Below are 19,947 nucleotides of genomic sequence, written 5' to 3'. Positions count from 1 at the left end.
TTGAAGGCTCATCTTCTACAAGTAATATTGATTCAGTCACTTCATCCCCACCTCTCTATGACTTGTTATATTCAAGATTGTATCTCACTTCTAACACATTAGCACCCCATGATATGGAATGTTGTGTGATGATCGTATCAATACCCTAACTTGTGAAAATCAAACAAAAGCCTTCCTAATCGAAGGCTTTCAGACAATCACGGAAGCTATATATTTTTCCGACGAAATTTCTTTATTAATACATCAGCAAGTAATGCACACAACGAAGTAACAAATAAGTAAATCCCTATCATACTTATTCCAAGACCTTCATATTGTCCTACTAATATACCTATCGGGACTAAGAATATGGATACAATCAAAATTACTACGAAGATGTACTTACTTAGATTCTTTTTAACTATTCCCTTCACTTCTAGGTACTCAAACATAAAGACAATTAAGATTGCGACTACAACTGTCACTGTATATATGAACCCAAATTCCAACCCATCACACTCCTCACTTTGAATTATTAACATTATATTGTATTTTATAGTAATTAGATAATTTAAAGTTCATTACCCAAGTATTATGCCATCTAAAAGAATAATCCCTCCATATACTGGTTAGGTTCGTAAGGATACGATTAAACCATTGCATATTTATTATGGAGGTCAATTTATGAAGAAGTGGACCATCATTACAGCGACAACTCTTGTCGTTATCGCCTTAGCAATCACGAGTTATTTATTAAGTAACCGAGAAGCGCCTATTTTTAAGTTTGAAGCAGAAGATGGCATTCTCAATGGGGTAGAGAAAAGTCAACAAACAGCTAACTTCTCTGGTCACGGGTATGTGACTAGCTTCGATCAACCTGAGGATGCTCTATCCATGAAGAAATTGCCCCTAAGGAGGGAATGTATCAGTTGAGGATTGGTTATAACGGCCCTAATGAAGATAAACAAAGTACGATATTGCTTAACGATCAACCTTTTGGTGATATTAGATTGCCCCCTACGATGGGATTCACAGGAATGAAATATGGAAGAGTTAAATTAAAAGAAGGAGATAATGTATTCACATTAACGACTGGATGGGGTTGGTACGATATTGATTACGTCAAAATTCAAAAGACATCTTCCAAACCAGAGCATCAAGCCATCGATACGCTTGTTAACCCCGATGCTTCATTGGAAGCATTAACATTACATCAATTTTTAATAGATAACTATGGTAAGCGTATATTATCGGGACAGCAGAACCTTATAGATGCTCTAGAACTCAAAGCTGAATATGGTAAGCTTCCAGCTATGGTTGGATTCGATCTTATCGAATACTCCCCTACTAGAGTAGCTAATGGATCTAAATCTTGAGAAGTGGAGAATATCATACAATGGGATGAACTTGGCGGAATATCGACGCTTGCATGGCAATGGAATGCACCTACAGACTTGATCAATTCGAAAGAACAACCTTGGTATAAGGGTTTCTATACGGAAGGGACAACATTTAACATTGAACAAGCTTTAGCTAACCCAGAGTCAGAAGAATATAAGCTTATTCTGAGTGATATTGATGCTATTGCTATACAGTTAAAACGTCTTCGAGATGCTAATATTCCTATCCTCTGGAGACCCTTACATGAAGCCGAAGGAGGATGGTTCTGGTGGGGTGCCCAAGGTCCAGAGCCTGCCAAAAAGTTATATAGACTTCTATATGATAGATTAACAAATGTTCATCACATCAATAACCTCATCTGGATATGAAATTCTGAATCACCAGAATGGTATCCTGGTGACGATGTTGTCGATATTATCAGTGTTGATTCGTACCCTTCCGCTTCAGAAAGTATATGATCACCCCTATGTCATTACACTTGACAAGCTACGCGACGTATACACGTATAGGTAGACTTAAACATACCTATGATCAATTATAAGAGGTTGACCCGTATCCTAATAAAACTTATAATTCATATATATACTAAAATATGGTTTATTACTAGAAGGTCTTACCATGGGAGTGTTAAGTTGATGGAACATACCACTACGATCCGATCAAGAATAGAAGAATATATAAGACAATCAGGAATTGACCTACACATGTTCTCCGAAGCCTCCAACATGGACCCGAGAATATTAAGTGCTTTATTGACTGATAACTCTCCAATATCTATATCCGTTGGACAACTAGATCTCATTACTTCTGGTATGGGACTCACTGAAGGTGACTTATACGACTTATATGTTGAGTCTTTTGTAACTACTCCTCCGCACTATGATAATCTAAGTGTGTTTATGCTACGTTGTGCGGAGCTAAAGAATCATAGTTGTATCACTAAAGTTATAGGTTATCTAGTAGATATAAATTTGAAGTCATCTATATTTGATATAGCCGAATTCTTGTTTGAGCACGGTCAGCACGATGCTGCTGCTCTCATGTACGAAAACGTTATTGAACATGAAGAATTGAGTCATTCGGAACGCTTAGCAATTAGTTATTATAGACTCTTTCAGATTTATAGAAAAGATGGACATAAGAGCTTCATGATTGCAATGCAGTTCATTCCGTATCGTCATCGATTGCCCGATGACTATGCTCTAGACGGACTATTATTGCTCACTCAACTGTTTGCAGTTAAAGAAAAATGGGATGATGTCGAGAATTATTCTGATGAACTGAGTCAATTGGCTGATACGGTATACCAAAAGCAGCTGCAGTGGAAAGATCCTGAATTCAAACCTGCTCGTCCTCTAATATATTACTATGGACAGGCTCATTTGTTTAAGGCGGGTTCTTATGAGCATCGTGGAATGTTCGAAGAATCAAAGAATTGGATTCCGAAGTATGGAAATATCCAATGGTCTCAAGGATTAGATGAAAAGGATGCCCTGGAAATAGAACAATTTAGTATGTTTGCTAAAGCTAACTTATTATCCATTGAAATTAAAGAAGGAAATCTAACAAGAATTGTAGAATACTTAAATTTCCTCCAACAACAACCTAATGAAATTGTATATGGTTTGACCACTTTACTTGAATCCGCTAATCGAGTTAATCTTTCAGTTGACGAATATCTCGATATATTTACAGATCAAATTGCACAATATCGAATTGATCATAAAAAGGGTATGTGCCATGAATCCACTTCATATTTCTATATGGAGCCTTTTTACACTTATCGTTATCATGTATTTTTCCAAACATATGCTTTATACTGTTTTAAAAAAGGGCTTCCTAGAGAAGGTCTAGAAAATATCCTGCAGAGTTTTAGACTTTCATTCACTATAAATAACAAAGATGGTATGGTGAACAGCATGTCGTTATTCGAAATGAATCGTCAACATGCAACCGAAGAACAAAAATTAATCTATAGTGGAATATGTAAGGAGGTGTGGGAACATGAAGAAAATTTACGTCCGTATGGCGACGCAAGTAATGATGTTTAGCTTTCTAGGAGCTGGTCTAATAACATTATTCTCTCACGGAATGGGAGTTTAAACAAACTAAAAGCTGTCCACGAAGTCTTTAAAGACTTCGTGGACAGCTTCTTTTATATATACTATTCTTTTCTACTTATTCATTTAACTCCGCTTTTTTGGACGCCTTTGATTCTACCGAAGTAGTAACGGTTATAGGCGACCATTCTGCAATAACGGTCTGTCCATGGACAGATACACTTCCCTCAGGCGATAAATCCTTCTCTGTCATTATCCCAAGCGCAATCGTGAACTGATTTAACTTGATTGGAATGTTTTTTTCGCGTCTGATCTCTACGCCATTCAGATAGAATACCGCTTCATCCTTAGCACGATTGTAAGTGATTTTATAGGTATTAAATTCTCTTGGTTTAAAGTTAGTATCTTCTTTAAAAATGCAGAAGTATCGTGTCTTGTCAGACGGAGGCACTTCAACACCTGGAAAAGGAAGAATACCAAACACACTAGCATACTTATCATTTCCAGCAAAGAAGTCAAGCGCTGCACCGGTTGTGAAGTCCAACAAATTCAGAGAGACATACCCATCGTATAGGTCATTCGGAGCTGTATCCTGTGTACGAGCACGGATATCCAGTTCGAAGCTCACTTCACCCGTCTCAGGTACTTCTACTGGATCCACGGAGTAATACATATGTTTGGCGTTATCCAGAATCTGAATGTGATCGTTTTGTCGACTTAATGTAGCTCTTGCATACAGAATCCCATTACGTACAATTACGACAGCATCTGGCTCACGATACTCCCAGAATGTTCCGTCTGGAAGTGGGAATCCACCCATTTTCCATACTTGACCTTCATCCAGAATCGTATGAAAGTCACCAATGACACATTGTTGTTCCATCTTAAGTCCCTCATCTCATATGATTTGATATTTCTAATATTAAACAATAATCCCTTGAATAATCATGACCACAATAAGGATGAAACCGAATCGAGTAGTTGCTTGTACGGAGCCCCCCATTAATGGAAGATAAGCTCTTGATGGATTGTGATCCTTCAACTTACCATAAACACCGTATATCGGTATCAGAGCCAACCAAGCGATTAACGCATAATAGGGTAATGCTCCCACTAGAATAGCTAATATTAGAGAAATAGCAGCGATGAGTAGGAGTATCTTGGAGAATCGAAGCGCTTTGGCTTCCCCCCATACAACGATTAATGTTTTTTTACCGGCTTGGAGATCTAGCTTCCAATGTAAGAAATGATGATTAAATAATACTAACGTGGTAAGGAGTCCTATCGGCAATGATAGAACAAAGGCACGGACATCCATATGTGACGTCTGTACATAGTAAGCTCCCATCACGGGTAAGACACCAAAGGAAATCAAAATGGCAATTTCACTATAACCCTTTCCTCTATATCCTAATCGAAGTGGCGGTGCAACATAGAAATAAGCGATCAACCCGCCGAGAAGACCGAGAACTAATGCCCACCAACCACTAAAGAGGCTTAGAATAACGCCAGATAATATCGCTACCCCGAATAACGCCCAAGTTACGATCGTATAGACACGAACACTCCACATGCCATTTGTCAGGTAGCCAGAGTGACTAGTTATCGCATCTACCTCTTCCTTCGCAACGGTATCTGCACCATTCTTATAATCCCACAAATCATTAATCATATTGGAAAATAGGTGTGCAAGACCTGATCCTAAGAGTGTTAAGAGGAACAACCAACCATTAAACATGCCATCCCATACCCAGCCTCCAATCGCCCCTAATGCAACTGGAACCAGCATAACCATAACAATCGAAGCACGTGATGCCTTCAAGAACTGTCTGAACTTGTTCAAACCATAGCCTCCTTCTGTTTAAGATACTGTCCAAACTAGGTCAGCTTGTCCATCTATCTTCTTTACAATAAACTTGAAAATACCGCCTACACAACATATCGTAGACGGATCTTTGAATTATTATCTTCAATTAAAGAATATCATATATTGTTGAATTTTGTCTTGTTGCGATAATTTCCCACATCAACATGATGGTTATTATTATGACTACAGAAGTCTCTCATATTTACTAAATCCGTTGACTTCACCCTTATATTCGTACCCACATTGGCTATAAAAGGAATTTAGAATTGCATTATCACTCACACAGTCGAGTCTAATTCGATCCTTACCAGCAAATTGGGCTCCACTTTCAATCCAACGCATAATATCTGCGCCAAGGCCTTTTCCAGCGTAACCACGATGAATAGCCAGTCTATGTACAAACACAGCAGTGTTCGAATGTGCTTCGTTCTTTCCCCACAAACCCCGATCCCATTCGCTTACTCCCTGCTTAAGAATGACAGTAGCGACGCAATTACCATTCTCTTTAAAAGCATACACCTCACCACGCGAAATCGACCCCACCATGTCATGACTATCTTCTCCCTGCAATAGACCACTCCATTGCGTGGAATCTTTACTTTGCAACCATTTAGCGGTCCCAATGAGGATATCCATGATATCTTGTGTATCCTTTAATTCTGCTTGAGAGGCTAATACCCTCTCATTTACTGATTCATTCATTATCATTGCATTCATGTCCTCCATCGAAAGTTAGTGAAAATAGAGCTAGGCAAAAAACTTCGGTCGATATCCATATCGACTTCCGTTTTTCGCCTGTTTATCTAATGGTTTTATTATAAGATAAATGCTTTTGAGATAATAACTAATAATATAAAGAGGACTAAAATCGCACCTGTAGATCCGCCTAAACCTAATCCTCCGAACCCTCCAACTCCACTCATGATTCATTCCTCCTCTGAATTAGAATACATCATAGCATATTCAGTATGTTCATGATGGAGAGGGCTAATCGGCAATGAATTGTTGCAAATGTCCCGTAATTAAGGCTTATGTTTGTCCAGTTCTAATTCATTTACGATAGCCGAAACTAATGGTTCTAATGGATTAAGAATCGTCCGTGAAGTCATATGTTTCATTTGTTCAGCGGCTTCCACCATGGACAATTGAGCAACGGAGATGACCCTCTCCTCATTCTTAATTACCTCATGTAAGTACTCCGTTATTTTAAGATTATACTCTTCATTCTTACCTTGCATGATGTAGTCAAAAGCATCTTGAATGACGATCACTTCCACATCCAGCGTTATCCCTACACGGTTAGCGTAGTCATGAAGACGCCTCATAGTTCCCTCTACTGTTGCTGGATTCGTAAAAAGAATCATTTGAGATTGCTCGATGTCGCAAATTTGATGAAAGAAGGGTTCATCAATTTTAATAATAGGTAATGATATCGACGATGTGTCTTCTGGCAACATGGCAATATAATTTGTACAAGTCATAAGAATAGCGTCCACTTTGCTACGTGCAATCCATTCTAGTTGCTCTTTCACCTTATCCTCGGCATCTGCACGTTGGAAACTCTCATCAACTGTAACACGATACATTAACGCAGGATCTACAAAATGAACTAATTCAACGTCATACTCCGAAAGTGCTTGTTCTACATATTCAATATTGGAATAATGCGCATGTAAGCAGCCGATTTTCTTCCTCAATTATATCACCCACCTTTTGTTAATCTAGATTAGATCATTATATCATCATACAACCTCGTATCACCTTTTTATAGCAACAAAAAAAACAGCGACACCTAAGTGCCGCCAATCATCAAAACTATATCTTAACCTTTAATATTACTTTTCTAACTAGGACTTTCTCCTGAATAGCAATCCCAGTCATGTGTCCATCTTGGGGGTAACATACCAATACATCTCCTGCATATACAGCTACAGCAGAGTTGACTTCTCCAGTGAAGAATACAGCATCTTTATCTTCATTGTAGGCTTCTTTTACCGTAAGACGATCAATCTGCTCATAGCCGATCTGCTCGCTACCCTCAATTATATAATGAAAGTCCAGATATTTCTGATGGGCTTCCCAGAAGCACTCTTCTTCATTCTTCGTCTCATATTCAGCAACAACATAGAAGATATCATCATTAACTTGATGAACACCAACGGACTGTTCCGAGAAATCCGTTTTTTTAAGGAATTGCACTCCTTGATGAATCTTTGAATCCAATGGATTCTGTTCCAGAAGATAACTTAAGCGATCAACAATCATCTTATATCCCCCTTAGCGTACCAGCCATCCGCCATCCACAGCTAGAATATGTCCATTCATGTAATCGGATGCTTTACTCGACAAGAAGACAACAACGCCCATAAGGTCAGATGGATCTGCCCAACGGCCCGCAGGAATGCGAGATAGAATTTCCTGATTACGAACCTCATCACTACGAATAGGTGCTGTATTATCTGTCTTGATGTACCCTGGTGCAATCGCATTGATCTGAACGTTATGAATCGCTAGTTCATTAGCGAAGGCTTTGGTAATCCCTGCAACAGCATGTTTGCTTGCTGTATAAGATGGAACGAATTTGCCACCTTGGAAAGATAACATAGAAGCGATGTTGATAATTTTACCGCTCTTTTGCTCCACCATGATTTTAGCTACTTGTTGACTCAAGAAATACACGGAGTCTAGGTTAATTGCCATCACAGCATCCCAATCTTCTTCTTTGTACTCCAGTAGAGGTGCTCTACGAATCGTTCCTGCATTGTTTACTAGGATATCAATCGTGCCGAAGGCCTTTACACATTCACTAACAACAGAAGTAATGGCTTCTTTCTGCGTAAGGTCTGCTTGGTGAAAAACAACTTTACGACCTTCCTTCTCGATCATTTCTCTCGTCTCATCCCAGTTCGTATCATAAGTAACTACGAATAGATCTGCCCCCGCTTTCGCTAATGCCACTGCATAACCTTGACCTAGACCTGTATTTCCTCCTGTAACAATCGCTATCTTACCTTTTAAATTGAAAAAATCCAGTGAAAATTCATTTAAATTCATACTATGTTCCTCCTAATGGCTAATGGTGATATTTCATTTATTTGAAGTTGTGATCTCTTGAAATTTGGCTACATACTGTGCAGCTAGTTCAGTTATAAGGTCATAACGATCATCTTTGGCAGGTGCTGTTAAGTTCCCACCAATACCCACTGCGATACAACCATTACGAATCCACTGTTCCATGTTGTTCAGATCTACGCCCCCTGTTGGCATGATCTGGACATGAGGCATAGGTCCTTTAATAGCTTTGATATAATCAGGTCCGAAGGCGCTACCTGGGAATAATTTAAGAACATCAACTCCCAGCTTCAACGCTTCTTTCATTTCATTTAGAGTCAAGCAACCTGGCATATAAGGAATACCATACAGATTACACATCATAGCTGTCTCTTCTTCAAAAGAGGGACTCACCACAAATTCAGCACCAGCCAATATAGCAATTCTAGCTGTTAATGGATCAAGTACCGTACCCGCTCCAATTACCGCCTTATCTCCATATTTTTTAGCAAGAATCTTGATAGCCTGATCTGCATCAGGTGTTGTGAAGGTTACCTCGATGTTATTAAGGCCTCCCGCAATACAAGCCTCAGACATTTGCACCGCTGCTTCGGCCGTATCTGCTCGAATAACAGCAACAACTCCAACCGATGAAATATTTTGTAAAACTCTGATTTTCTTCATTTCGTGTACGTCCCTCCCCTATTCAAAAAGATTAGCGAATCTCGTCCATCGCTACGGCATCCATATCTTTGTACGTGTAGTTCTCTCCTGCCATTGCCCAAATAAATGTATAATTGTTCGTCGCTGTTCCACAATGAATAGACCATGGAGGAGAAATAACAGCTTCCTCATTCTTCATAACGATATGTCTTGTCTGCGTCGGCTCGCCCATCATATGGAACATTCTCGCTTGTTCGTCCAATTCGAAGTAGAAATATATTTCACTACGGCGATCATGAACATGTGTCGGCATGGAGTTCCATACACTACCTGTTTGAAGTGCTGTCATACCCATACACAATTGACAACTCTGAATACCGTCTTCATGGATATATCTGCGAAGAACACGACTATTTGCGGTCTCTGGTGTACCTAAGGTTTCTGCTGGTACATCCTTGAACGATTGTTTTTGAGTTGGATATGTCTTATGTGCTGTAGCGGAAACCACATAAAACTTAGCTGGATTTTCACTTGAATCGCTTTCAAACATAACCTCTTTATTCCCTAATCCGATGTATAAACAGTCTTTCAGTTCTAATGAATACGACTCGCCATCCACCGTCACCTTACCACTGCCGCCAACATTAAAAACACCCAATTCACGGCGTTGTAAGAAATAGTCCGCTTTAATCTCATCATATCCTTCTAAACGGACAGGTCCATTTACGGGTAGAATCCCCCCAGTAATCATTCGATCTTCAAGCGTATAACACAATTTCACTTCATCTGGAACGAATAAATCCTGAACCAGATAATGACTGCGTAATTCTTCCGTAGTAAAAGACTTCGCTTGTTCAGGATGAGTAGCATATCGTTTTTCCATAGCAACAAATTCCTCCTGTTTAATTAAAAGTTTAGTAAACTTTATAAATATTTTTTGTGATTACACTTGAAATACTAATTATAAGAGTCATATTAGTCAATATCATTTTTCACTATATTATTTTTATTTATTTATGCATATATGATAAACCCCTTATATTTCAAGGATATTTTCATGAAATAAGAATTGATTTATTTATTTAAAGTCGTCAACAGCAGGAAATGTTATTGTTAAAAACCGATTTATGTGATAATTTCTAAATGAGCATTTTTGAATGCGATTTCATAAATCGAATTACTAAACTTTTTTTGCGATGGATAAACAGGAAGTACTTTGTTGATCTAATACGATAAGGAGGCATTTATAATGAATACTCATTTGGATGTAGTTACTTTTGGAGAACCTATGGCGATGTTTTATGCCAATGAACCCGGACCACTGCATGAGAGCAACTCTTTTTCCAAAGCACTTGCAGGTGCAGAAACGAACGTAGCGACAGGATTGTCCCGTTTAGGATTGCATGTGGGTCTAGTAACCAAACTAGGTGAAGATAACTTCGGTAGATTCATCATAGACGCTCTAAACAAAGAGAAGATTGATACCCAAAGTGTAGCATTTACAGAAGACTATCCGACGGGGATGTTAGTGAAATCTAAAGTTCTTACAGGCGATCCTGTTGTAGAATATTTCCGTAAGAATTCGGCTGCATCTAAATTAGATGTTTCTGATTTCAATGAGAATTATTTCTCTTCAGCCAGACATATGCATATGACGAGCATACCCGCAGCCTTATCTCCAGAATGTCGCGAATTCTCTATCCATGCTATGAAGTTCATGAAGAAGTCAGGAAAGACGATCTCCTTCGATCCTAATCTTCGTCCTAAATTATGGGCTGATACGGAAACGATGGTGAGTACCATTAACGAGCTAGCTACCCAATGCGATTGGTTCCTTCCAGGAATTAGTGAGGGTAGAACATTAACTGGATTGGAGAAACCAGAAGATATTGCTTCCTATTATCTAGACCGTGGCGTTTCGCTCGTCATCGTTAAATTAGGTGCTGAAGGAGCTTACTATAAAACAGCCGATCAAGAAGGATATGTACAAGGATTCCCTGTTGCAGAAGTCGTTGATACCGTTGGTGCTGGTGATGGATTTGCTGTAGGTGTTGTCAGTGCGATGCTTGATGGACTTTCGTTTGAGGAAGCAACACAACGTGGAAATGCAATCGGTGCACTTGCGGTCATGTCACCTGGAGATAGCGATGGATTGCCTACTCGTGAGGGTTTAGAGACATTTATGAAGAAGTAACTAACTAATTAAGACTAGTAAATAATAGGTAGGGATGCTAAATCAAGATTCTGGCGCTGTGGGAGTCACGTTAGCTGGAATTTCTCCTGCTAAATCGAATGGTATCCGCTATAGCGACTCGTATACGCCACTATGCAGGGAAACCTCCAGTAACTTATTACTTGTATCACACTTGGTGCAATTTAAGTCACATTAGCTGGAGGTTATCCTGCTAATTCGGATGGTATCCACCACAGCGACTCGTATTCTACTATAACGGGGAAACCTCCAGTAACTTATCCCCTAGTACCGTGCGAACTCTTGTTGGTTCGATGCTCGATGCTCGATGTTGGATGTTGGATGTTGGATCATTAGTAGGATCAAGGTCATAAAATTAAAGAGTGTTTGAGCAGAAACAACCTTCCGCCTAAACACTCTTTTATCATTTAAAATATATTCAGATATGTCCTAGTACATACTCGCCTAGTTCATATCTGCTTCTATGGTCTTAACAGACTTTCCTCTGTGTAATTGTGGGACGAAGCGATAGATGATCGGCACTGCTGTGCCCGTCTCTTCGATGCATTGAAGTAATATTTTGGCGGCTTGCTTGCCCATATCGTAAGTTGGTTGGCCGATGGTTGTAATGTTCGGGTTATAAATATGAGCAAAGTCAGCATCATCTATACCCATAACCGATATGTCCTCAGGAATCTGTATATTATGTGAACTGGAGTATTTCAACATCTCAGCGAGCACGATATCATTACCTGCAAGGATCGCCGTAGGTGGTTCCTGCATTCGAAGCAATTGCTCCATCGTCTTCTGGATATCTTCCTTCGGGACACTTCGGATATATTCTTCTCTGACCGTAAGGCCACATTCATCCATCGCTCTCTTGTATCCGCCCAATCTTTCCACCCTTGGAGTGATACGATGTGTCTCATGTGGCAAGGTAATTAGCGCAATTCGGTCATGGTGATGGTGTACCAACTCTTGAATGCCGATTTTGACAGCCATTTCATTATCTAGAAGTAAGCTATGTGTCGTGACCTGCTCAACAAGTCGATCCAGAAAGACCATTGGGAAGTTCTCAGCGATAAGTCGACTATAGGCTGCAGCATTATTCCCCGTTGGGAAAATAATCAATCCATCTACCTGGCGAGCTACCAACATCTCAATATATTTACTTTCTTTCTCCGGGTTCTCATCTGCATTGCAAATAATGACCTGTACGCCATGAGTTTGAAGCTCGCTCTCAATAGCTCTAATACACTGGATTGATAGGGTATAGTCGATATTCGCCACAATAACACCGATCATATGCGTCCGATTATTCTTTAGACTTCTGGCAAGCCCATTAGGCTTGTAATTTAGTTCATCCACAACTTCTTCAATTCTCTTTTTCGTGGAGTCACTCATATATTTGTATCGTTTATTTAGAAATTGTGACACAGTGCTCTTAGATACTCCTGCTTTCTGTGCTACATCATCAATCGTTAACTTCTTCATATCTTAAGCTCCTTCTTATCCTAAAAGGAAAACCATAAACAACTTTATAAAAGTATATCTTTTTTTTAGTAAATTTACCATAACAACTAGGACACACCATCCCCTATAGCCTCACTCGACGTATTTAACATCTTTTTTACAATTGTATGAGCTAACGTTAATCATCAACCGATAAAATACATTTATGATCCATCCACATCCCCGATGAACGTTAAATGAAGGAGACGACATTATGAAGATAGACTTTCATTTTCATCTAGAACAAGGAACTTATTCCCTAGAATGGCTTAAACGTACAGGATTAGCACTAGAACAAACTTCAAGAAATCATGCCCATCCGACAGAGCCCGAGTCACGTGCCTGGATTGAACATATCAGTAGAAGTTTAGCCCGCAGAATGAAAGAAGGATGTTATTCAGAGGATTGGATTACTAGATACTTAGAACAAGGACGCAAGAAAGGAATTACACAATTTGGGGTCGTTGATCATTTGTATCGTTTCCAAGAGTTCAAGGGTTATTACGAAGAATTCATGTTGGTTGATGATAGTCCACTAGGCAGAATGCAGCGAAAATGGTTGGACCTCGTATGTACTTACTCTATAGAAGATTATTTAACGGGAATGCGGAATGCAGCAAGATTCTATGAAGAATTATCTATTGGGGTTGAAGCTGATTATTTCCCTGGCAGTCAGGAGAAATTGAAGGCTCTTCTTGAACCGTACTCGTTAGATTATGTCATCGGTTCAGTTCATTTTCACGAAGGATTGAAGTTGGATCAACCCGAAGTACAGAATAAGTTGGCGAGTTACGACCCATCTTTGCTGTATATACAATATTATCACACTATCATTGAAGCGATACACAGTGGTATTTTTCAATTCATGTCTCAATTGGATCATATCACAATGTTCAGTCATACACCTCCAGAAGAGGAACTAGCCGTTCATTATAACGATGTAGCTGCTGCCCTCTGTATTGCCGATGTCGCTACAGAGATAAATACAGGGTTAGCCTATCGCCATCCAGCCATGGAAATAGGTCCAAGTGCTTCATTTTTAACTATTCTAAAAGATTATGACGTACCGATTACACTCGCTTCCAATGCTCATTATCCGGATGAATTAGGAACGATGCTCGATGATGCCATCCAACTTCTTCAACAAATCGGATATGAGGAAATCGTCTACTATAAAAATAAACAGCGACTCACGGTCCCCTTATCTTCACCTTCAACGCTTCCGCTTGTTACCCTATCTTAATAGCAGGATTCCTATGAAGACGATAAATACATGTGTGAATAAACTGTACGTTAAATATAGCAAAACAGGATACTCTTCCTTCAAAAGATCGAGGAAGAATATCCTGAAATGGAGGGACTACTTATTTATTTTCACTTCGGAATTTTAACCAGTACGTTATATACGACATCTTGTTGCAGGTCCTTGATGATGCCATCTTCTATATATTTGCCATTCACATATACTTCGGTTGTTGTAACCTCGGCATCTCGCTTCATATCGATATGCAGTTCTGCTCCTCTAAACAACCGCTTAACAGTAACCTCTTGCCACTCAGAAGGTAGTTGTGGCTTAATATGAATTCCTTCTGGACTGCCCTGTAATCCAAAAAGACCATCAATTAAACAGCGATACACCCAAGGAACCGTCCCTGTATTAAATAAATGACTGGATCGCCCAGCGGTATCCGGAAATTGTCTATAAGCACCACGATAATAATTGGGTATAAATACAGGCAATTGACCTCGTCTAATGATATCTTCTGAGTCTGGCCCTGGAATCATTTTTCGAAGTAGACGATACGCATTATCCTTCCCTCCTACAGCGTAGAGCCCATAAATATAAAATGCCGCAGCATGATTATATACCGCTCCATTCTCTGCCGTTCCCGGGTGTTTCTGCGTTACTCTCCCAACATCCTCTCGCATCACTGTGTAGGATGGCGCTAGCTTCTCCACACCATACGGAGTCTCCAACTGTTCCTCAACAGCCTGAATCAGCTTCTGTTGCTTCAATTCATCCGCAGCACCGCTGAGTAATGCCCATCCTTGAGGATTAATGAATATTCTACCTTCCTTATCTTCACTAATCCCAAATACAACATTGTCATCCGTTATGCCGCGTGCATACCATTCTCCATCCCACAAATACTGATTCACTACAGCATTCGTCTCTTCCGCAGCCACTAAGAATTGCTCGCTAATATTGGATCGGCCACTTCTACTAGCGATATCAGCCCATATCATAAAGGCATATGATGTAGCAATCGTTAGCCACCCGGAAACCCCTTTTCCTTTGTAGCCAACCATATTCATGGGGTCACACCAATCGCCTTGATTAATAAAGTTCAACCCTCGCTCATCCCGATCGTTCATAAGCCAGTGCATCGCACGGTTGATATGTTCGAAGACAGATTCGGTTTCCACACTATCCGCAAAAGGAAGCATTTCATCCAATACCGTATAATCATTTGTTTCATCTAAGTAGGTACTCAAACAGATCGGTAACCACACGCAATGATCCGTATGTGGGACTTGGTTAATATATTTCAGCTCCGCACCTTCGTACAGAATGATGCCGTCCGGCATGGATCCGTTTGCTTTTTGTTGGCTTAATGCTGTTAGAAAAGCATTTCTTGCTATCTGGGGTTTAATATAACTCATTCCCATATTGTCTTGAAGGTAGTTCCGAGTCTGAGGATCCGTTGAGAGACGGTTGGTCTGACCATGATAATACATTTGGCGCGGTAGCCAGTGGTTCACGAATTGATCGAGATCCGCATCTGGCGTTGTAATCTCAATACATCCTCTGCCTTCCTGTATGTATTCAGCATATTCCCGTTCAGCCAGAACAAAACCATCCTCACCCCTAGCATTCTTATCTAAGAAATAGCTTTGGCGGATTTGAGCAATCTCTTCCTCTGTTCTAGCTGGACCAAATATAAACCGATAGGCTTGTTCCTCACCCGGATCCAGATCGATTCTGTATTGCAAGGCAGCAACGGGCAATTCATAGCGGGATTCCCCTTTGGACAATGCTTCATTTTGGATCGCTGATGGGTTATGAATACCCCCTTCTCCTTCGAATGCCTCTTGGTTCACTTCCCATGCGAAAGGCTCTTGCTCTGCTAACAAAAATGTTTTATCTTTCAGGTTTTTGATCTTATCGTAATCTTGATATTTCTGATATGGCGTAATCGCAGAGCACACGATCCCTTGCAGATCTTCCTTGTACTCGCCTGATTGATTCATCCATGACATATAGCCTACGGTAAAATAAGGATAGATACTTAACTTCCTTTTCGTCTGCGAAAGGTTCGTCACTTTCACACGCCACAGTTCCATTGGATCCTCTTTAGGTAAACTCAGACTCATTTCGATCAGGATATCATTACTTTCAATTTTCCAGACAATGTTATGTTTCCCTACAGAAAATGTATAGTTATCAGGGAGTACGCGAACAGGCTCATACGGTGCAGAGAAAATTTCACCACTCACTTCATCCTTCACGTACACGAAACGGCCAGGATGATGCGCATAATAAGGTTGCTCAGGTTGCATGAACGTCTTGGCTTCCAAATTGGGTGCATAGGAGTACTTTCCAGGTTCCGGCTGCATAAATTGTGCCACAGCATACCCACGACAATTCATATGTATCATCATATTTTCATTCCACAAAAAACCTGAAGCCTTTGGAAGAACTGTAGGACTCGTCAATTCAACATATTCATTATTTTCAGTTGCTCTTATCATCAACGTACACCTCTTTATTTAGTATTTTAGAGAAAATTATTATTAAGTCCATTTAACTCAACGAATGATCAATGATTACCCTTTCATTTCATGGATGTAAATCCCCTAAATTATACCTGTCTTCAAACAATATTGCACCCTTCGCATCAGGACTTATTCGTAATCATGCAACAAATAAAACCACGAACCCCAACGATGAGTTGAGTATTCATGGCTTTTTCATGATCTTCGTTAGACTTTCTTTATAAATATTTCACTTAAGTCTACCGGTTCGTTTTCAAGAATGTTAATCCTTCTTCATAATTCTCCCAGTGTGTTTCAGTAGTATGTAATGATTCTCTTGTTGTTCGTTTAAGCTGCATTTTGGCTATAGTACCTGCAACAATAACGGCAGCCCGTCTCATTCCAAAGTTCTTTAAAGCCTTTTGATGCTCGACAAGTTTGGCTTGGGATTCTGGCATGAATAGTTTTACACTTCTCACGTCCACAATAACATCAAAACTACCCCCAAGTTCTTGTGCGAGGGCCTGAACCTCACTGGTCACTCTATCGAAATCTTCCGAATTGGCTTTAGCATCCCATACAATCTCAATGATTCCAATAGTACGATCTAATATATTCGTAGATGACGTACATATCCCCCTATAGTTGCTTATTCTGTATACGATTTAATTGCAGATATATCCATTGAGTATAACAGTATGGGTTGTCGAAGGATAGATTATATTCCCGAAAATAATAACACTCACGGTTAGACCGAGACATGGGTCTCAAGGCTATCAAAAAAGAGAAAACCAAAAAAAGCAAAGCCTCTGGGCTTCGCTTCTCTTGTCTTCTCTTGCCTTGTCTTGCTTTAACCAACCTGTTAATTTCTGTTAATTGCTGTTATTCAGCTTTCACAAGAATCTTCACTTGATTTTTTTCTTTCAAGAGTGCTTCAAATCCCTCTTCAACAACTTCATCAAGTGTAATTCGTTTCGTTACAAGCTTCTCAGCAGAGAAGTAGCCTTGAGTCATCAAGCTAATAACGGCAGGGAACACGTTGCGATAACCGATAATCCCTTTCATGGTACGTTCCATCATCACAATATCATTAGGTTTAATAGACGCTTCTTTCTCGAAAATGCTGACGATCATTAATTCGCCGCCAACTTTTGTCGAATTAAGAGCCTGTGTAAGAACAGGAGGCACACCCGTAACTTCATAAGCAACATCTACCCCACCGTTGGTACGATTGTGAATTTCTGCAACGACATCATATTCTTTAGGGTCAATGACGATTGCGCCAAGTTCAGTCGCTTTTTGCTTCCGTTCAGGTGACAACTCAACAGCGTAGATTTCTGCTGCGCCTGAAGCTTTCAACGCTTCAATAACGAGCAAGCCGATTGGACCTGCGCCGAATACGACAGCTTTATCACCAACTTTGAATTTGCTTTGACGAACAGCATGAAGCGCAACTGCGGAAGGTTCTACAAGTGCACCTTGTTCATAGGATACACTATCTGGAATTTGGTGAACCATATATTCTTCAGCGTTCACGTATTCGGAGAAACCACCGCCGCCGCCTGCAAGTCCAAGGAAGCCCATGGTAGAGCAAAGGTTATAGTAGCCTTCTTTACAAGCATCACATTTACCACATGCATAGATTGGTTCTACAACGACACGATCACCCACATTGACTTTGGTTACACCTTCGCCAATCTCTACTACTTTTCCGGAAAATTCGTGTCCCATAACGATAGGTGCTTTTTCTCCAGTGATTGGATGTGGTGTGCCCTCTGGAATAAAGATTGGACCTGCTGTATATTCGTGCAAGTCGCTGCCGCAAATACCGCACCATTCGACTTTAATTTTCACTTTACCTGGTTGAGCTGTTGGTTCTTCAATGTTCTCTAGACGTAAATCTTTCTGACCATGCCATCTTAATGCTTTCATTTGTGTCATCTCCCTAGATAAGTATAACCACGAATAATACGCTATAATTATGGAAATATAATACCTAATTCGGAAACGTTTCCATAAATAATTATGTCACTATATCAACATATTGTCAACCGAAATGGTGCAGTAAACATGATAATATTCATATAATTCCCAAGTATGTTATACTTAATTCGTATTTTATGTATACTACTGTGGAAACAATTTCATACAGTTAAAGGAAGTGCTGGAATTGGCAAATAATAAAGTTACGATAGAGGATGTAGCTGCTCGAGCAGGTGTTGGAATCGCAACCGTGTCTAGAGCTATTAATAATACAGAGGGTATAAGTCCGAAGACAAAAGAAAAGGTGCTGACAGCTGTCGAAGAGCTTGGATTCGTTCCTAATTCCTTTGCACAAAACTTAAAGTTTCGTCAAACCAAACACATCGCCTTGGCTGTACCTGATATTCGCAACGCTTTTGTTCCGGAAATTGCTTATTCCGTTGAACAAGCGGCGAAGCATTATGGCTATCGTGTTGTTCAGATTAATACATTAGGGAATATAAGATCAGAGTTAGAGCTACTACGTGATATGAAGAAACTTCATGTGGATGGCCTTATTATTTTACCGCTTGCTTATCCCAAAACCATGAAAGATCTCATTAATAAAGCTAATCTTCCAATCTCCATCATCAATTATGGCAAGACATTAGAATCTGATGTTAAGGCCGATATTGTAAGTCTCTCCACACCCGAGGGCAGACTAGTCATGGAACATTTGCTAAGTATAGGGAGAACGAGAATTGGGTATGCTGGTGCTCCAAAAGAAATCATTGAGGAAAGATTCTTTGCCTATGAGGATGCACTAGATCAGATCGATCGATCATTAATCTATTTTGGGGATGACTTTTCTCTGCAGACCGGAGCTAAAGCAGCTGATTATTTTGTTAACCTGACGCACATTCCAGATGCGATCTACGCCGGAAATGATATGGTCGCGATTGGGCTATTGAATCGCTTCAAAGAACTAGGTATTCGCGTGCCAGAGGATATTGCTATCGTTGGCGTTGATAACAATTTATTGTGTACGATTACGACTCCAAAGATCAGCTCCGTCTCCATCATGGGTGCGGAGGTTGCAAAGGTGGCAACAGAACTGCTGTTACAACGTATAGAAGAACAGAAAAGGGGCCTTTATGAGAGGATACAATTCGAGCCAAGACTCATCGTTAGAGAGTCTAGTTTAAGCCGAACGCGTACTACGCAGTATATTGAATAGAGTGGAATGAACCTACATTCAAATATGTAGAGCGCCATAAATGTGTATTGCTAACTACACTCATTTACGACGCTCCCATATTGGAAATTATTGACTAAGTATAGGATGAATCCTAGGAATAAATATCCATGTCAACGAGTTTACCTGCTACATATGTGTAGTCAACCTTTGAAAGCCCAAATCCTTGCATTGTTTCACTTACTTGAAGAACTTCCAATGCGGGTACAGTCCATTCTTTTTTAGTCATATTGTTCACCTCCTTTCAAGT

20 protein-coding genes and 1 pseudogene are annotated in these 19,947 nt (G+C 39.9%); 6 read left to right on the top strand and 15 right to left on the bottom strand.

The features are described from left to right. Positions 1-206 precede the first annotated feature (206 nt). Positions 207-488, bottom strand: a complete 282-nt coding sequence (locus tag AC1D7X_RS14720; RefSeq protein WP_495475515.1) for a YesK family protein — start codon at positions 486-488, stop codon at positions 207-209. Positions 489-663: 175 nt separating this feature from the next. Between AC1D7X_RS14720 and AC1D7X_RS14715 the strand changes: the two genes are divergently transcribed. The 3 genes and pseudogenes from AC1D7X_RS14715 (at position 664) to AC1D7X_RS14705 (ending at position 3,431) form a co-directional block, all read left to right on the top strand. Then, the gene (locus AC1D7X_RS14715) at positions 664-912 is read left to right on the top strand and encodes a hypothetical protein (RefSeq protein ID WP_495475514.1); all 249 of its coding nucleotides are present in this window, start codon (positions 664-666) and stop codon (positions 910-912) included. Beyond that, a pseudogene (locus AC1D7X_RS14710) lies at positions 900-1,748 on the top strand (glycosyl hydrolase). The gene AC1D7X_RS14715 and the pseudogene AC1D7X_RS14710 overlap by 13 nt, the downstream one beginning before the upstream one ends. 267 nt (positions 1,749-2,015) lie before the next feature. After that, on the top strand, positions 2,016-3,431 hold the full coding sequence (locus tag AC1D7X_RS14705; RefSeq protein WP_495454918.1) for a helix-turn-helix domain-containing protein: 1,416 nt from the start codon (positions 2,016-2,018) through the stop codon (positions 3,429-3,431). A gap of 127 nt (positions 3,432-3,558) precedes the next feature. On the opposite strand, the gene AC1D7X_RS14700 is transcribed toward AC1D7X_RS14705, so the two are convergent. From AC1D7X_RS14700 to kduI, 9 genes are all read right to left on the bottom strand, one after another. Next, entirely contained in the window at positions 3,559-4,323 is a 765-nt protein-coding gene (locus AC1D7X_RS14700; protein ID WP_495475513.1) for a DUF6081 family protein, read from the bottom strand. Between the two features lie 39 nt (positions 4,324-4,362). Continuing rightward, complete coding sequence (locus AC1D7X_RS14695; protein ID WP_495475512.1) at positions 4,363-5,283, bottom strand: prenyltransferase; 921 nt, start codon at positions 5,281-5,283, stop codon at positions 4,363-4,365. Positions 5,284-5,490: 207 nt separating this feature from the next. Then, positions 5,491-6,015, bottom strand: a complete 525-nt coding sequence (locus AC1D7X_RS14690) for a GNAT family N-acetyltransferase (RefSeq protein WP_495475511.1) — start codon at positions 6,013-6,015, stop codon at positions 5,491-5,493. Positions 6,016-6,122: 107 nt separating this feature from the next. Continuing rightward, positions 6,123-6,230, bottom strand: coding sequence for a YjcZ family sporulation protein (locus tag AC1D7X_RS14685; RefSeq protein WP_495454914.1), 108 nt, complete (start codon positions 6,228-6,230; stop codon positions 6,123-6,125). Positions 6,231-6,329: 99 nt separating this feature from the next. Further along, positions 6,330-7,004 (bottom strand): hypothetical protein, encoded by a 675-nt coding sequence (locus AC1D7X_RS14680; protein WP_495454913.1) that lies wholly within the window; start codon positions 7,002-7,004, stop codon positions 6,330-6,332. Between the two features lie 118 nt (positions 7,005-7,122). After that, positions 7,123-7,572, bottom strand: coding sequence for a NanQ anomerase/TabA/YiaL family protein (locus AC1D7X_RS14675; RefSeq protein ID WP_495454912.1), 450 nt, complete (start codon positions 7,570-7,572; stop codon positions 7,123-7,125). Positions 7,573-7,584: 12 nt separating this feature from the next. Further along, positions 7,585-8,361 (bottom strand): 2-dehydro-3-deoxy-D-gluconate 5-dehydrogenase KduD, encoded by a 777-nt coding sequence (kduD, locus tag AC1D7X_RS14670; RefSeq protein WP_495454911.1) that lies wholly within the window; start codon positions 8,359-8,361, stop codon positions 7,585-7,587. A gap of 33 nt (positions 8,362-8,394) precedes the next feature. Further along, positions 8,395-9,042, bottom strand: a complete 648-nt coding sequence (locus AC1D7X_RS14665) for a bifunctional 2-keto-4-hydroxyglutarate aldolase/2-keto-3-deoxy-6-phosphogluconate aldolase (protein WP_495454910.1) — start codon at positions 9,040-9,042, stop codon at positions 8,395-8,397. A gap of 31 nt (positions 9,043-9,073) precedes the next feature. Beyond that, positions 9,074-9,904, bottom strand: coding sequence for a 5-dehydro-4-deoxy-D-glucuronate isomerase (gene kduI, locus AC1D7X_RS14660; protein WP_495454909.1), 831 nt, complete (start codon positions 9,902-9,904; stop codon positions 9,074-9,076). A gap of 366 nt (positions 9,905-10,270) precedes the next feature. Between kduI and AC1D7X_RS14655 the strand changes: the two genes are divergently transcribed. Beyond that, a complete protein-coding gene (locus AC1D7X_RS14655; protein ID WP_495454908.1) occupies positions 10,271-11,215 on the top strand; it encodes a sugar kinase in 945 nt (314 codons plus the stop codon). A 462-nt stretch (positions 11,216-11,677) separates the two neighbouring features. Here AC1D7X_RS14655 and AC1D7X_RS14650 read toward each other — a convergent pair whose 3' ends face one another. Beyond that, the gene (locus tag AC1D7X_RS14650) at positions 11,678-12,706 is read right to left on the bottom strand and encodes a LacI family DNA-binding transcriptional regulator (protein ID WP_495454907.1); all 1,029 of its coding nucleotides are present in this window, start codon (positions 12,704-12,706) and stop codon (positions 11,678-11,680) included. 232 nt (positions 12,707-12,938) lie between these two features. Between AC1D7X_RS14650 and AC1D7X_RS14645 the strand changes: the two genes are divergently transcribed. After that, positions 12,939-13,967, top strand: a complete 1,029-nt coding sequence (locus AC1D7X_RS14645) for a PHP domain-containing protein (protein ID WP_495475510.1) — start codon at positions 12,939-12,941, stop codon at positions 13,965-13,967. 131 nt (positions 13,968-14,098) lie between these two features. Here the strand turns inward: AC1D7X_RS14645 and AC1D7X_RS14640 are convergent, their stop codons facing one another. The 3 genes from AC1D7X_RS14640 to AC1D7X_RS14630 all read right to left on the bottom strand — a co-directional run bounded on the left by AC1D7X_RS14640 (position 14,099) and on the right by AC1D7X_RS14630 (position 18,412). Beyond that, positions 14,099-16,477 (bottom strand): GH36-type glycosyl hydrolase domain-containing protein, encoded by a 2,379-nt coding sequence (locus tag AC1D7X_RS14640; protein WP_495475509.1) that lies wholly within the window; start codon positions 16,475-16,477, stop codon positions 14,099-14,101. A gap of 263 nt (positions 16,478-16,740) precedes the next feature. After that, positions 16,741-17,022: a hypothetical protein gene (locus AC1D7X_RS14635; RefSeq protein ID WP_495454904.1), complete on the bottom strand. Its 282-nt coding sequence runs from the start codon at positions 17,020-17,022 to the stop codon at positions 16,741-16,743. 340 nt (positions 17,023-17,362) lie between these two features. Then, the gene (locus AC1D7X_RS14630; RefSeq protein WP_495454903.1) at positions 17,363-18,412 is read right to left on the bottom strand and encodes a 2,3-butanediol dehydrogenase; all 1,050 of its coding nucleotides are present in this window, start codon (positions 18,410-18,412) and stop codon (positions 17,363-17,365) included. 238 nt (positions 18,413-18,650) lie between these two features. Between AC1D7X_RS14630 and AC1D7X_RS14625 the strand changes: the two genes are divergently transcribed. Next, a complete protein-coding gene (locus AC1D7X_RS14625; RefSeq protein WP_495454902.1) occupies positions 18,651-19,679 on the top strand; it encodes a LacI family DNA-binding transcriptional regulator in 1,029 nt (342 codons plus the stop codon). A gap of 112 nt (positions 19,680-19,791) precedes the next feature. On the opposite strand, the gene AC1D7X_RS14620 is transcribed toward AC1D7X_RS14625, so the two are convergent. After that, the gene (locus AC1D7X_RS14620; RefSeq protein WP_495454901.1) at positions 19,792-19,926 is read right to left on the bottom strand and encodes a paeninodin family lasso peptide; all 135 of its coding nucleotides are present in this window, start codon (positions 19,924-19,926) and stop codon (positions 19,792-19,794) included. Between the last annotated feature and the right edge of the window lie 21 nt (positions 19,927-19,947).

The organism is Paenibacillus sp. Y568 (assembly GCF_059445545.1).
Note: the sequence above shows the minus strand (reverse complement) of the source record. Positions and strands in the feature narration are given on the sequence as shown.

Bases quoted from the DNA above. Each gene is read 5' to 3' on its own strand.
- AC1D7X_RS14715 (WP_495475514.1), top strand. From the start codon at position 664: ATGAAGAAGTGGACCATCATTACAGCGACAACTCTTGTCGTTATCGCC.
- AC1D7X_RS14705 (WP_495454918.1), top strand. From the start codon at position 2,016: ATGGAACATACCACTACGATCCGATCAAGAATAGAAGAATATATAAGA.
- AC1D7X_RS14700 (WP_495475513.1), bottom strand. From the start codon at position 4,323: ATGGAACAACAATGTGTCATTGGTGACTTTCATACGATTCTGGATGAA.
- AC1D7X_RS14690 (WP_495475511.1), bottom strand. From the start codon at position 6,015: ATGATAATGAATGAATCAGTAAATGAGAGGGTATTAGCCTCTCAAGCA.
- AC1D7X_RS14685 (WP_495454914.1), bottom strand. From the start codon at position 6,230: ATGAGTGGAGTTGGAGGGTTCGGAGGATTAGGTTTAGGCGGATCTACA.
- AC1D7X_RS14675 (WP_495454912.1), bottom strand. From the start codon at position 7,572: ATGATTGTTGATCGCTTAAGTTATCTTCTGGAACAGAATCCATTGGAT.
- kduD (WP_495454911.1), bottom strand. From the start codon at position 8,361: ATGAATTTAAATGAATTTTCACTGGATTTTTTCAATTTAAAAGGTAAG.
- AC1D7X_RS14665 (WP_495454910.1), bottom strand. From the start codon at position 9,042: ATGAAGAAAATCAGAGTTTTACAAAATATTTCATCGGTTGGAGTTGTT.
- kduI (WP_495454909.1), bottom strand. From the start codon at position 9,904: ATGGAAAAACGATATGCTACTCATCCTGAACAAGCGAAGTCTTTTACT.
- AC1D7X_RS14655 (WP_495454908.1), top strand. From the start codon at position 10,271: ATGAATACTCATTTGGATGTAGTTACTTTTGGAGAACCTATGGCGATG.
- AC1D7X_RS14650 (WP_495454907.1), bottom strand. From the start codon at position 12,706: ATGAAGAAGTTAACGATTGATGATGTAGCACAGAAAGCAGGAGTATCT.
- AC1D7X_RS14645 (WP_495475510.1), top strand. From the start codon at position 12,939: ATGAAGATAGACTTTCATTTTCATCTAGAACAAGGAACTTATTCCCTA.
- AC1D7X_RS14640 (WP_495475509.1), bottom strand. From the start codon at position 16,477: ATGATAAGAGCAACTGAAAATAATGAATATGTTGAATTGACGAGTCCT.
- AC1D7X_RS14630 (WP_495454903.1), bottom strand. From the start codon at position 18,412: ATGAAAGCATTAAGATGGCATGGTCAGAAAGATTTACGTCTAGAGAAC.
- AC1D7X_RS14620 (WP_495454901.1), bottom strand. From the start codon at position 19,926: ATGACTAAAAAAGAATGGACTGTACCCGCATTGGAAGTTCTTCAAGTA.